The organism is Acinetobacter sp. L-24 (assembly GCF_056857555.1).
Window position 1 is genome coordinate 93,399 of record NZ_JBSXNI010000038.1, and the last position, 14,268, is coordinate 107,666.

11 protein-coding genes and 1 riboswitch are annotated in these 14,268 nt (G+C 45.5%); of the genes, 1 reads left to right on the top strand and 10 read right to left on the bottom strand.

The features are described 5' to 3' along the window. Positions 1-10: 10 nt before the first annotated feature. The 8 genes from glmM to AC13CK_RS06065 form a co-directional block, all read right to left on the bottom strand. A complete protein-coding gene (gene glmM / locus AC13CK_RS06030) occupies positions 11-1,342 on the bottom strand; it encodes a phosphoglucosamine mutase (protein ID WP_034437971.1) in 1,332 nt (443 codons plus the stop codon). 123 nt (positions 1,343-1,465) lie between these two features. Then, positions 1,466-2,932 carry an IMP dehydrogenase gene (gene guaB / locus AC13CK_RS06035; RefSeq protein ID WP_004281332.1) on the bottom strand — a complete coding sequence of 489 codons (1,467 nt, stop codon included), beginning with the start codon at positions 2,930-2,932 and terminating at the stop codon, positions 1,466-1,468. A 224-nt stretch (positions 2,933-3,156) separates the two neighbouring features. Next, positions 3,157-3,522 carry a YkgJ family cysteine cluster protein gene (locus AC13CK_RS06040; protein WP_080591854.1) on the bottom strand — a complete coding sequence of 122 codons (366 nt, stop codon included), beginning with the start codon at positions 3,520-3,522 and terminating at the stop codon, positions 3,157-3,159. Between the two features lie 97 nt (positions 3,523-3,619). Then, on the bottom strand, positions 3,620-4,417 hold the full coding sequence (locus AC13CK_RS06045; protein WP_425879961.1) for an oxygen-binding di-iron domain-containing protein: 798 nt from the start codon (positions 4,415-4,417) through the stop codon (positions 3,620-3,622). A 183-nt stretch (positions 4,418-4,600) separates the two neighbouring features. Then, entirely contained in the window at positions 4,601-5,176 is a 576-nt protein-coding gene (locus AC13CK_RS06050) for a TMEM165/GDT1 family protein (protein ID WP_004281327.1), read from the bottom strand. 72 nt (positions 5,177-5,248) lie between these two features. After that, a riboswitch (yybP-ykoY riboswitch) is annotated at positions 5,249-5,390 on the bottom strand. 156 nt (positions 5,391-5,546) lie between these two features. Continuing rightward, positions 5,547-7,553, bottom strand: coding sequence for a 2-oxo acid dehydrogenase subunit E2 (locus tag AC13CK_RS06055; RefSeq protein WP_425879962.1), 2,007 nt, complete (start codon positions 7,551-7,553; stop codon positions 5,547-5,549). 2 nt (positions 7,554-7,555) lie between these two features. Further along, complete coding sequence (gene aceE, locus AC13CK_RS06060) at positions 7,556-10,258, bottom strand: pyruvate dehydrogenase (acetyl-transferring), homodimeric type (protein ID WP_425879963.1); 2,703 nt, start codon at positions 10,256-10,258, stop codon at positions 7,556-7,558. A gap of 328 nt (positions 10,259-10,586) precedes the next feature. Continuing rightward, a complete protein-coding gene (locus AC13CK_RS06065) occupies positions 10,587-11,270 on the bottom strand; it encodes a M23 family metallopeptidase (RefSeq protein WP_425879964.1) in 684 nt (227 codons plus the stop codon). Between the two features lie 107 nt (positions 11,271-11,377). Here AC13CK_RS06065 and AC13CK_RS06070 point away from each other — a divergent pair, with 107 nt between their 5' ends. Further along, positions 11,378-11,818: a DciA family protein gene (locus tag AC13CK_RS06070; protein WP_004647242.1), complete on the top strand. Its 441-nt coding sequence runs from the start codon at positions 11,378-11,380 to the stop codon at positions 11,816-11,818. Between the two features lie 99 nt (positions 11,819-11,917). On the opposite strand, the gene lpxC is transcribed toward AC13CK_RS06070, so the two are convergent. Together lpxC and ftsZ are read right to left on the bottom strand one after the other, a co-directional pair. Next, on the bottom strand, positions 11,918-12,820 hold the full coding sequence (lpxC, locus tag AC13CK_RS06075; RefSeq protein ID WP_004647241.1) for a UDP-3-O-acyl-N-acetylglucosamine deacetylase: 903 nt from the start codon (positions 12,818-12,820) through the stop codon (positions 11,918-11,920). 126 nt (positions 12,821-12,946) lie between these two features. Further along, on the bottom strand, positions 12,947-14,140 hold the full coding sequence (ftsZ, locus tag AC13CK_RS06080; protein ID WP_004647240.1) for a cell division protein FtsZ: 1,194 nt from the start codon (positions 14,138-14,140) through the stop codon (positions 12,947-12,949). Positions 14,141-14,268 lie beyond the last annotated feature (128 nt).

Genomic DNA, 14,268 nt, shown 5'->3' on the forward strand with positions numbered 1-14,268 from the left:
TATGTTCCCGTTAAGCTGCATTGGCACGCACAGCATCTGCCAGGCTGTTTGCAAGTGTGGTGACTTCAGCCAGATCATCGCCTTCGACCATCACACGAATGACAGGTTCTGTGCCGGATTTACGAATCAATAAACGGCCACGGCCTTTAAGCTGCTGTTCGGCTTTTTCAAATTCAGCTGCCAGTGCAGGCACTGAATAAGGATCAAACATGGCATTTAAACGTACATTGACCAGGACATTTGGCAACAGTTTAAAGTCAGCCACAAGTTCATGCAGGGCTTTTTTCTGTTCAACCATCACCGTTAATACCTGCAAGGCGGCAATAATCGCATCGCCTGTGGTGCTCTTGTCCAAAGTCAGAATATGACCTGAAGGCTCACCACCAATGGTCCAACCATTTTCTTCCAGGCCCTGCAATACATAACGGTCGCCGACTTTGGCACGTAATAACGGCACTTGTGCTTTTTCCAGTGCCAGTTCCAGCGCCATATTGCTCATTAAGGTACCGACGATACCTGCCGGTTTTTTCGAGCTTTGAGTCGCAAGAATATAAAGAATATGGTCGCCATCAATCAAATTGCCGGCTTTATCTACGAGAACCACACGGTCAGCATCCCCATCAAAGGCAATACCCAAATCCGCTTGATGTTGAACCACAGCCTGTTGCAAGCTTTCCGGATGGGTTGAACCACAGCCCTCATTAATATTCAAACCGCTCGGCTCATTGTGAATTGCAATCACACGTGCGCCCAGTTCACGGAACACTGCAGGCCCCACGTTATAGGCTGCACCATTGGCACAATCCACTACAATGGTAAGTTCATTCAGATCCAGATGATACGGGAAAGTCGATTTACAGAATTCAATATAGCGACCGTTAGCATCTTTAACCCGGATACTCTTACCCAGATTTGCTGTATCTTCAATCAAAAAATCTTTTTCAAGTTCCTGATTAATTTCGTCTTGCAAGGCATCTGGCAGTTTTTTGCCTTCCGCAGAGAAGAACTTAATGCCGTTGTCAAAATACGGGTTATGCGAAGCGGAAATGACAATACCCAAGCTGGCATGCAAAGCACGGGTCAGATGAGCAATGGCTGGAGTCGGTAGTGGACCTAAAAGATGAACATAAACGCCAGCGGCATTTAAACCTGCCTGCAAGGCTGCTTCCAGGATATAGCCAGACAAACGGGTATCTTTACCCAGAACCACCAATGGTTTGGATTTTTTACTATGGCGTTTTAAAACTTTTCCGGCTGCAAATCCCAGTTTCAGGGCAAACTCAGGGGTAATCGGCAATTCGCCAAACTTTCCACGAATACCATCCGTACCAAAATAACTCATCTTTATCTCACTTCTTAGCGGATGATTGATATCACCCATTTTTTTCCTTGAGTCACACTTTACACCAAAATAAAAAAGCCGTCATTTGCATGACGGCTTTTTAAAATTTTAAATCACAGGAAATTAACCTACGCGATAGTTTGGTGCTTCTTTGGTAATGGTCACATCATGTACATGCGACTCAGACATACCGGCAGAAGTGATTTTCACAAACTTGGCATTCTGACGCAGGTCTTCAATCGTCGCAGAACCGGTATAACCCATTGAAGAACGTAGGCCGCCCATCATCTGATGTACGATATTACCCATTGGGCCTTTGTACGGTACACGACCTTCAATACCTTCAGGAACCAGCTTCTCGGCACCGGCCTTGGAGTCCTGGAAGTAACGGTCAGCAGAACCTGTCGCACCCGCCATCGCACCCAATGAACCCATACCGCGATAAGCCTTGTAGTAACGGCCCTGGAAGAATTCAACTTCGCCTGGTGCTTCTTCAGTACCGGCCATCAATGAACCAACCATAATCGTGCTTGCGCCCGCACCAATCGCTTTGGCCATATCGCCAGAGAAACGAATACCGCCATCTGCGATCAAAGGAATCTGATCTTTCAGCGCATTGGCAACAGAATCAATCGCAGAGATCTGTGGCATACCAATACCCGCCACAATACGCGTGGTACAGATTGAACCAGGACCAATACCAACTTTAACGGCATCCGCACCTGCATCAAGTAACGCCAGCGCAGCATCACCTGTCGCGATGTTACCGCCAATCACCTGAACTTGTGGATAGTTAGCTTTCACCCAACGTACGCGTTCGATTACACCCGCAGAATGGCCATGTGCAGTATCAACTACAATCACGTCCACACCTGCATCAACCAAGGCTTCTACGCGGCTTGGCGTTTCTGCACCAGTACCAACCGCAGCACCAACACGCAGACGACCTAGATCATCTTTACAGCTGTTTGGATACAATTCAGCTTTACGGAAATCGGTTACCGTAATTAAGCCTTTCAGCTCTTGCTGATCGTTGACCACCAATACTTTTTCAATACGGTGCTGTTGCAATAAAGCTTGGATATTTTCTTTCGATTCGCCTTCACGAACTGTCACCAGACGATCCTGACCAGTCATGATATTGCTGACTGGCTGCTCAAGATTGGTTTCAAAGCGTGTATCACGACCTGTCACGATACCCACCACTTTGCCATCTTTCACAACGGGTACACCACTGATATTGTTGGCTTGAGTCAACGCAATCAGTTCACGTACTGTGGTTTCAGGAGTGACTGTAATCGGGTCTTTGACCATACCCGCTTCGAATTTTTTCACACGGCGCACTTCTGCAGCCTGAACCGCGATATCCATGTTCTTGTGCAAAATACCGATACCACCATTTTGCGCCATTGCAATTGCCATACGGGACTCAGTCACCGTATCCATTGCTGCAGACACAAGAGGAATATTCAGGTTAATGCCACGAGTTAAACGTGTCTTTAGGGAGACATCTTTTGGAAGAACAGTAGAATAGGCAGGGAGTAATAGGACATCATCGAAGGTTAACGCGTCTTGAACGATGGTCAACATAACAGTCTCACTGGTAATTTCCGTGCACTATTATAAACAAATATCGGCTTAAATTTCATTGCAATTGCAAAATTATTTTTTATTCAAGCTTCGTACACGCAAATCTATGGAAGTGCTAAAACAGCATCAATAATACCTCCGATCATGAAGTTCCCTATTTTAAAATATACCCCGATCATTTTAATCAAGTGAAAAGCAGAGCCTAAGCTCTGCTTTGGATGGATTTAGCTGACATATTCAAAACTGTCATCATTGTCGGCTTCATCAGTTTCAATCTGGACAAAGGGCAACATATTGTGTGCAATACGTGCCTTATTGCATTGCTCATCGGCAATCTGCACTTCTTTGCAGGATGAACTGCGCTGCTCATACATGCCGCAGCTCACCTGCTGGCCGATGGTGCCATCAAGTGCGATACAGCGTGGATTTTTTTGATTGGTTCCAGCCATACATGAATAGACTGCTGTCACAGGTTCGGTATAGTGCTCAGGCATATGAATACCTTCAGCCCAATAGAACGAAACCCTGAAATAGGCGCAGCACGCCCCGCAGCTTAAACACGCATCCGGTTTTGGAACTTGAGACAACATTTCTTATAAGTTCTCATTATCAAAAAAAAGTTTTTTGGAGAAGAAATATAAAAAATGTTGTTTTTCCACACAAGAAAAAAATTATTTTTTGTGTGAACTATTCAGGACAAGTAAAAACCGTTTCATCCATCAGGTCAGTTCCGCATTGCAGCGTTTCAATCCAGTCCAGAAACTGATTAATCTGCTCTTTACCGATAAATGGTGTACCATGTTGCGGCACAATCATCTCGATTTCCATGCTGCGTACCATTTTCACCCAAAGACGAATCACCTTGTTATTGCACATATAGCGTTGATGGAAGCTTTTCATTTTTGGGATATGCGCGGCAAAGTTTTCTAGTGGCTTGGCGGCATCTTCAACCATAGACGCACCCATATCACCTGAAAACAGGATTTTGGCAATCGGATCATAAAACTGGAAATTCCCCACCGAATGCAGAAAATGCGCCGGCACCGCCACAATGTGTGATTGACCCAACGGGATGATTTGACCATGATCCGGAAGCTCCACCAATCGATCTAACCAGTTACCTTTCATCCGGTCACTCATAAAGGCCGAGTTTAAGTGCGGCAAGAAGCGCGCCCACAGCTTGGATGCCACCACTTTGGCATCGGTATATACCAGCCAGCGCGGCATGGAAGTGATAATGTCCGGGTCTTGATGTGAAGCCATGACATAGTCCAGATGGGTCAAGCGGGTGTATTTATTCAGTTCCATGGTCAGCGGCACATAGGTTAAATCACCACCCGGATCGAGTACCGCTGCGCGCTCATGATCAATAATCAAAAACTGGTTTGCCTGAACGCCTTCACCTTTGACCAGACTGGTAAAACTAATGCATTTATGTGTCCCATTATCAAACAGGACTTGCGATGTGGTGCGCTCAAAAACCATGTAAATTCCCCAATTTATAGTTAAAACTGCTGTTTTATACCCATACAACATATAAGGATTTAATAGAATTTACAATCCATAAAACCGACCATATCACGAGCTTTATCAAGCTTTTCAGAGGATTTAAGCATAAAAAATCCTGAGTTTTTAGCTCAGGATTCATGCAATTTGTTATTTTATAATTTAAAAGAAATAATATTGAACCAGGGTCGCGACACCTATGACCAGGAAAATGGCCGCGCCAATTTTATGGATCAGGCTGATCGGTAGTTTGTTCGCCAGTTTATCACCCAAAAATACCGCAGGCGCATTGGCCAGCATCATGCCTAGCGTAGTACCCAACATCACCCAGAAGACGCTGTCGAAACGTGCCGCCAGTGCCACTGTGGCAATCTGGGTTTTGTCACCAATTTCTGCCAGAAAAAACAAAATGAAGGTTGCACCAAATACCCCGAATTTTTGCCATTTATTGATACTGGCATTTTCATCACCCAGTTCATCCGGAATCAGCATCCAGACTGCCATCGCGATAAAGCCAATCGAAACGATCCACAGCAGTACTTCCGGCCCAATCACTGTGGTTACCCATTGTCCCAATACTGCAGAAAGGCCGTGGTTAATCAATGTCGCCAATAAAATAGCAACTAAAATAGGAACAGGTTTGCGAAAGCGTGCGGCAAGCAGCAATGCCAGCAGTTGGGTTTTATCACCCATTTCAGCCAGTGCTACGATTGCAGTCGACAGTAAGAATTCATACATGAGGTCTTTCTCTGGCTAGCATCCAATACCAATGACTCACCGCTCCTGCTAGCCAAAATCTGCAGAGTGGTAAATCAAAGGTCTTGCCAACAAAAGAAAGCTTGGAAAAGCTGACTTGGTTCTTTGCTATGATGACCATGCCCGGTTGAGCAAATATGTTGACCATCACCCTTCTGCTTTGCGCAAAAGGCGGCTACTCCCCAATGAAGTGCGCCAAGTATAGAATCAAATAGATTATTTTTCAATGCAGCAAGAAAAAACCCTGCCGAAGCAGGGTTTTTATTTATACCTTCTTTGTATTTCTTCCTGAGCTTCAATTGAAATATTTTTCAATGAAGCGCAAGAGAAAAGAAAGTGAATCGAATTTAATTTAGATTAACAGCGTACGAATATCTTTAAGCAGCTTGGTCAGCTTGTTGGTGAAACGAGCAGCATCTGCACCATTGATCACACGATGATCGTAGGACAATGAAAGCGGCAGCATCAAGCGTGGATCAAAGCCTTCACCATTCCAAATCGGCTGCATGGTTGCAGGTGAAATACCCAGAATTGCCACTTGCGGCCAGTTCACTAATGGCGTAAATGCTGTACCACCAATTGAACCTAGGCTAGTGATAGTGAAGTTCGCACCTTGCAGATCTTTCGGCGACAACTTCTTGTCACGCGCTTTTTGACCCAAGATTCCTAGCTCAGTGGCAATCTGTTTAATTGACTTCTGATCTGGGTGACGCAGCACAGGCACGGTCAAACCATCTGGCGTTGCGACCGCGATACCCATATGGATCTCGTTACGTAGCAAGACTGACTTACCATCATCGGCCAAGTGACCAGCAAATTCACGCTCTTCTTTTAACAAGTGCGCAACTGCTTTGATGATGAATGCCATAATGGTCAGGCTCAGGCCTTCTTTCTTGAAGTTGCCTTTCAGTTCATTACGCCATGCTTCGAGTTCAGTAATATCTGCTGCATCAAACTGGGTCACTTGCGGAATGAAATTATTCAGCGACAATTGTGGAATAGATACTTGTTGCAAACGCGTCAAGGCTTTCTCTTCCACACCACCAAAAGCGCTAAAGTCTGGCAGTTTTGGCAGACCTGCGACTTGAGCAGCAGCGGCTACAGGAGCCGCCTGTGGCGTAGTAAGACGCGTTTTGACATAGGCTTTCAGGTCTTCTTTCATGACGCGCGCATGTGGGCCAGATGCTTTGACATCTGCCAACACGACGCCCAGTTCACGTGCCAGTTTACGCACAGCAGGACCGGCATAGACTTTCGAGTTAGCCACACTCTGCTCTTTGGTCAGCTTATCGGCATTATCCGACGTCGCGACTGTTTGAGTAGAAGATGCAGCAGGTGCCGATGCTGCTTTTGCAGCAGGCGCTTTAGGTTCTTCTGCTTTGGCTGCAACAGGTACAGCAGCTGCTTGCGCTTCAGCTTCAATTGTTACCAGTGCAATGCCTTGAGAGACATTTTGACCCAGTTCCACATGAATGGCTTTAATCACGCCGGCTGTAGTGCTTGGCACTTCAACAGTCGCCTTGTCTGATTCCACCACGATGATGCTTTGGTCTTTTTCAACCGTATCACCGACCTGAACCAGAATTTCAGCTACAGCCGCCTTGTCTACACCCAAATCAGGCACCATCACTTCAACATCACCCGCAGGTGTTGCTGGCGTTTCTGGTGCTTCGACTGCTTTCTCTTGGGCCGCCGCTTGAGCAACTGGTGCTTGAGGTGCTTCTGTCGGTGCTGATGCTGTCGAAACAGCCGTTTTCACTTTCAGAATGACCACACCTTCTTTAATGGTATCGCCTTCTTTAATCTCGATGGACTCTACCGTGCCTGAAACCGTACTTGGCACTTCAACAGTCGCCTTGTCTGATTCCACCACCACGATGCTTTGATCCACTTCGATTTCATCACCGACAGAAACCAGAATTTCACCGACAGTGGCTTTTTCTACACCAATATCGGGGATTTGAACATCAACCACCTGTGAGTTCGCTTGTGCCTCAGGAGCAGCAGAAGCTTTAGGCTGATGCGAAGCCAGTTCCTGCATGATTTCCTGATCCGGCAATGAAGTCGGAGTATTTTCTGAAGTTTTTTGTGAGGCATCTGCTTGCTGTGGCTCGACCACATCAGCGCTACCGTCTTCAGCTTGTAGCTCAATCAGTACCGCGCCTTCAGCGACTTCATCACCCTGGCTCACCAGAATGCTTTTTATCACGCCTGCTGAAGTGCTAGGTACTTCAACAGAGGCTTTATCAGATTCAAGTAACACAATGCTGTCATCGATCGCGATCGTATCACCGACTTTGACCAGAATTTCGGCCACTGTTGCCTTATCTACACCAATATCAGGAGTCGTAATTTGCATGCTTAGTTCTCCTCTTTGTAGTCAGCAACAGCATGTACAGATGGGGTTTCTTGCGGTGCCCAAGCCACTGGACGATCTGTATCAAGCTCGAAAGTCGAGATCGCATCTTTTACCAGGCGCGCATCAACTTCACCTTCATCTGCCAGTTTTTTCAAAGTTGCCACCACAATATGGGCAGCATCAACACCGAAGTAACTACGCAAGTTGGCACGTGTATCTGAACGGCCATAACCGTCAGTACCCAATGCTACGAATGGACGGCCATCTGGAAGATAAGCACGAATCTGTTCGCTATAAGCACGCATATGATCGGTTGCAGACACGACGATACCTTCAGTACCGCGAAGCTGTTTCGATACCCATGCTTCTTTTACGTCTTCAGCCAGCGGATGCAAGCGGTTGTATTCTTCACATGCCATACCGTCACGTGCCAGTTCATTGAAGCTGGTCACACTGTAGACATTTGAATGAATTTGATATTCCTCACGAAGAATCTTCGCTGCCTTGATCACTTCACGCAGGATCACACCTGAGCCCAGTAACTGAACAGTGGCTTTTTCATCTTCTTCCAGTAAGTACATACCACGCTTGATGCCTTCTTCAACACCTTTTGGTATTTCCGGATGCTCGTAGTTTTCGTTCATTACGGTCAGGTAATAGAACACACGTTCCTGGTTCACATACATACGTTGTAAACCGTCATGCACGATCACCGCCAATTCATAACCGAAACATGGGTCATAAGAGACACAGTTTGGAATGGTATTGGCCAAGATGTGTGAATGACCATCCTGATGCTGCAAGCCTTCACCGTTCAGTGTAGTACGACCTGCAGTTGCACCCAGCAAGAAGCCTTGTGCCTGTGCATCGCCTGCTGCCCAGGCAATATCACCGATACGCTGGAAACCAAACATCGAGTAGTACATATACATCGGAATCATTGGCAGGTTATTGGTTGAATAACTGGTCGCCAATGCTGCCCATGCACTCATCGCACCGGCTTCGTTAATCCCTTCCTGCAACATGTGACCGTCTTTGGCTTCACGGTAATGCATCAGCTGTTCTTGGTCTTCCGGGGTATATTTCTGGCCATGCGCGGCATAAATACCGAGCTGACGGAACATCCCTTCCAGACCGAAAGTACGGGCTTCATCAGGCACGATTGGCACAACACGGTCTTTAATCGCTTTCTCTTTAAGAAGTGCAGAGATTAAACGCACCATCACCATCGTGGTCGATTGTTCTTTACCATTTGAACCGGCCAAGACCGAATCAAATACTGAAAGTCCAGGAATCGCCAGCTGTTCGCTTTCCTTACGACGTGCAGGCAGGTAACCACCTAGCGCTTCACGACGTGCCTTCATATATTTCAATTCAGGTGAATTTTCGCTTGGACGGTAGAACGGTACTTCTTCAAGCTGTTCGTCGGTGAAAGGAAGGTTGAAACGATCACGCACATATTTCAAGGAATTGATTTGCATCTTCTTGATTTGATGCGTTTTGTTGACTGCTTCGATTTCTTCCGACAAACCATAACCTTTCACGGTTTTCGCCAGAATCACGGTCGGCTGACCTTTAGCCGTACATGCTTCAGCATAAGCAGCAAAAACTTTGTACGGGTCGTGACCACCGCGGTTCAGATTATCAATATCTTCGTCGCTTAAATCTTTCACCAGCTCTTTAGCTTCTGGGTATTTACCGAAGAACTTTTCACGTGCGTAAGCACCACCTTTTACCTGATAACGCTGGAAATCGCCATCGACTGCTTCTTCCATCACTGCTTTCAGTGCACCGGATTTATCTTTATCCAGTAGTGGATCCCAATGACGGCCCCACACAACTTTAATCACACGCCAGCCTGCGCCGCGGAATAATGACTCAAGTTCCTGAATGATCTTGCCATTACCACGTACCGGACCATCCAGACGTTGCAAGTTACAGTTCACTACCCAAATCAGGTTGTCGAGCTTTTCGCGACCTGCCAGAGAAATTGCACCCAAGCTTTCCGGCTCGTCCATCTCACCATCACCCAGATAAGCCCAAACCTTACGATCTTCTTCTTTAATCAGGCCACGGTTCATCAGGTACTTTTGGATATGTGCCTGATAAATTGACATGATTGGACCCAGACCCATCGATACGGTCGGGAACTGCCAGTAGTCCGGCATCAAATAAGGATGCGGATAAGATGGCAAACCTTTACCACCCACTTCACGACGGAAATTATTCAGATGCTCTTCAGTCAAACGGCCTTCTAAAAATGAACGCGCGTAAATACCCGGTGCACAGTGACCTTGGTAATAGATCATGTCGCCGCCGAAGTTATCGCTGTTGGCGCGGAAGAAGTGGTTAAAGCCCACATCATAAAGGGTTGCGGAAGAAGCAAAACTCGCCAGGTGACCACCGAGATCATCCCCGGTTTTATTCGCGCGTAATACCATTGCCAAGGCATTCCAGCGGATCAGCGCGCGAATACGGCGCTCCATGTCCTGGTCACCCGGCATGGCAGGTTGCTCTTCAACAGAAATCGTATTTAAGTAGGGAGTATTTAAACGCTGAATAGGAACATGCTTTGCAATTGCGCGTTGATAAAGTTTTTCTAATAAAAATGCTGCACGCTCAGTGCCCATGTGCTGCAAAACAGAGTCAAATGCATCTTGCCATTCTTGGGTTTCTTGCGCGTCTGTATCGCCATAAAACGCCATAATCTACAGTTCCTAAAAGCCTAATCTAATGTCTTATATGTACCATATTTAAGACCTCTGCAGGTATGGCCTTAGCTGAATGCGATTTAGCAGTACTATTTAGGAACTAAATGATGGGTGACGTATAATTACACTACATAACAAAAAATAGTCAATAAAGGCGATTTATTATACAATCATTATAATAGTTGGTGATAATATGAGACTTAAAAGTGATAAAACAAAAAGCCCTTCAAGTTGACTTGAAGAGCCTTCAGCTTAAACGCTTTAAAATGCTTATCGGAGATTTTTTATGTATAGAGATGCATCTTGTTATTCAGGTCTATACTTAAGGTAACATGGCCAAATAAGTAGATGGGTTTTTACGTTGACCGTCTTTTACTACTTCATAATGCAAGTGTGGACCGGTACAGCGACCAGTACAGCCGACATTAGCAATATGATCACCCGCTCGCACCTGTTCTCCCACACGTGCAATAAGACGTGAAGCATGGGCATAGCGCGTTAAATAGCCATTGCCATGATTGATTTCAACGTATTGACCATAACCTGTGCCCCAACCTGATTTGGTCACAATTCCTGGACCTGTTGCATAGATTGGTGTACCACTTGGCGCTGCAAGATCAAGGCCTGAATGATTTTCAGCACGGCCACTCATGGTACGGCCACCGTAATTTGAACTTACGCGAGAATTAGGTAAAGGATGAGAAATTAGCCAAGAATAAGCACTGTTTGCTGCCGCTTTATTGGATGAAGTATTGGCATACTTCTGAGCAAGCGTTCGATTGTTCAGTTCAACTGGTTTCTCACGAAGTTGAACATTCAATTTAGTCTGTGCTGGAATATCGATATCATCTGGATGAGTATATGCACCCTGTGCCAGAGTACGCGTCAATTGCTCGATACGATCTGTTGAACCATTTTCTTGATTTAGATTGACTAAATCTGCGAACGCAACCGAAGCCGCTGAAACTGATAAAGAAAATGCCAACAAAATACGTCGCATATGCATAAAAAACCTCTCTAAACTGCTTTAATCGAGTTCCTTGAAGATCTCTATCCTTGATATCCACTAAAAGAAGCGCATAAGATTAAGACATAAATATGTAGGAATCATGTATGTCGGAACCTGTCAACGTTTTTCAACAAACAAGAAAACAGATAAAAACAGGAAACTTTTCGTTTCTCTCATCACAAGTCGCTGCCTGGCAGAAACTTACGAAACTCGTACAACCGCTATTGCCCCAACCGGAACGCTGGCAAGTTGTCTGCTATCAAAATGGTGTGTTAACGATTACCGGTGAAAACCAGGCCATGATCAGTCAATTGGCCTATCTTCAAAAGCAATACATTTCACAACTCTCTCAAATAAATGAATTAACAGATCTCACTAAACTTCAAGTTTGCTTGCGGAATCCTTCGCAAACATCACCTGTTTCAGCAACACCTGAAAGAGCCTTAAATGCAGAAACACAGGAATTACTTCGTAGTGCTGCTGACTTTATAAGCGACCCTAAGCTTAGCCAAGCTTTACTACGTTTGGCAAGCAATAAAAAGTAACATAGCAATCAAATGTAATAAATTAAAAAGCAAACATTATGTGATGTGTATCACAGTATTAAAGCAATAACAAAAACATAAAGACACAAACACAATGACTTATGTCACATTCACATACATGATTGGACAATTGGCTTCGTCATCAAATGTTACAATTTCATAGCAGCTTGGATCACTTTTCACATTGCGTAAAAGTTGATTATTCAAGGCATGTCCAGATTTATAACCATCAAATTTGGCAATAATCTGATGCCCGAGCAGGTATAAATCACCCACGGCATCCAGAATTTTATGACGTACAAATTCGTCCGAGAAACGTAAACCTTCTTCATTAACGACCCCGGTTTCATCTACACCAATGGCATTTTCCAGGCTGGCACCCAGCGCCAGATTATTGGCTTTGAGATAATCCAGATCTTTCATAAACCCAAAGGTACGCGCTTCACTGACTTCATAAACGAAGGTTTCAGTAGAAAAATCGATACTGGCGGACTGATGTTCTTTTTTAAAGGCAGGATGATCAAAATCGATGGTGAAATTCAGCTGAAAGCCCTCATGTGGGCTAAAAATGGCACGTTTGTCATCAATGAGTGCTTCAACCGGTTTAATAATCTTGACGAATTTTTTAGCGGCATCCAGCTCTTGCAAACCGCCCTGCATGAGCAGGTAAATAAACGGACCTGCACTGCCATCCATAATCGGGACTTCAGAGGCCGACACTTCAATAATCAGGTTATCAATGCCTAGACCAGCAATCGCACTCATGACATGTTCAATGGTGCCTACTTTGGCATTTTCCTGAACCAGGTTCGAGCACATGAAGGCTTCTTGAATCAGCATGGCATCGGCAGGAATGTCGACTGGCGGATTCAGGTCAATACGACGAAACACAATTCCCCCATCGGCATGGTGCGGCACAAAGTTAATCATGACTTTTTGCCCACTGTGAAGACCGATTCCGCTCGCTTTCACGACACGTTTCAGGGTACGTTGTTTCAACATGCTTTTATCATCTGTTCATCTATAAAACCGCTATACGTTAGCATATTTGGCTATTGATAAAAAACAAAAAGGTGGCTTAAAAGCCACCTTTCCTGTCTAATCTAGCTAAACACATGATGTTACATGTTATTTACGCTGTTGATTCTTAAGATAATCCTGAATGCTCATTGGCGTTGGGCGCGGGCTAGAAACTGAAGCCGCCGCTGGATTCGCTGCTGCACCTGTTTCATGCTGCTGACGCTGAATTGCCGGTACATCATCATCTTCCACCACAGCCTGTGCAGCTGCTGCTGGACGAGTTGCCTGTACATTAGTACGTTTGGTCGGTTCAACTGAATCCGCTGCATGACGGGTTAAACCTGTTGCAATCACAGTCACGCTGATTTCATCACGCGCATCCGGATCAAAAACGGTACCGTAGAACACCTGACCCTCATCTAAATCGACAATCTGGTTCACGACATCAGTAATTTCTTCAATTTCACCGAAAGTCACGTCATCGCCACCAGTCACGTTGATCAGAATGCCTTTGGCATTCATGATAGTCACGTTGTCGAGTAATGGACTACGGATTGCCTGCTCAGCAGCCTGACGTGCACGGTTCTCACCACGACCCAGACCGACACCCATCATGGCATAACCACGAGTGCTCATGGCTGTTTTTAAGTCAGCAAAGTCAAGGTTGATATGGCCAGGACGGACTACCAAATCAAAAATACTGCGTACTGCATTCAGTAGAACATCATCCGCTTTTTTATATGCATCTTTCATTGAAATATCACGGAAGACTTTCAATAGACGCTGGTTTGGAATGATGATTAATGAGTCTACATGCTGCTCAAGAGCTTCGATGCCTTTTTCAGCAGACTGTAGACGGCGTTTGCCTTCAAAGTTAAATGGCGTGGTCACGACACCAACGGTCAAGATACCCATTTCTTTCGCAATTTCAGCCACGACTGGCGCTGCACCGGTACCGGTACCACCGCCCATACCCGCAGTAACAAAGACCATATCGGTCCCTTCAAGCTGCTGGCGGATCAGTTCACGGCTTTCTTCTGCTGCGGTCTGGCCGACTTGCGGATTTGCACCTGCACCCAGACCACGGGTACTTTGCTCGCCCAGCTGAATTTTAAATTCGGCTTCCATGCGATCCAATGCCTGCTTGTCCGTATTGGCACAAACAAACTTTACGCCCTGGATATCGGACTGCAACATATGTTGTACAGCATTACCACCCGCACCACCTACACCAAACACAGTGAAACGGGCTTGACCATTGCTATCGCTATGATCGTCTTCGAAAAATTCAAATGAGGCCATGACCTATAAAATTCCTAATTCATAATTGGCAGTCACTAAGCCCGTATACTGCCTTAATCTTAATAAAATTGTTTTTAAGAATGCTGCTCATGCGTTCACTTGTCAAGTACAAGCCCGATTAACTACAT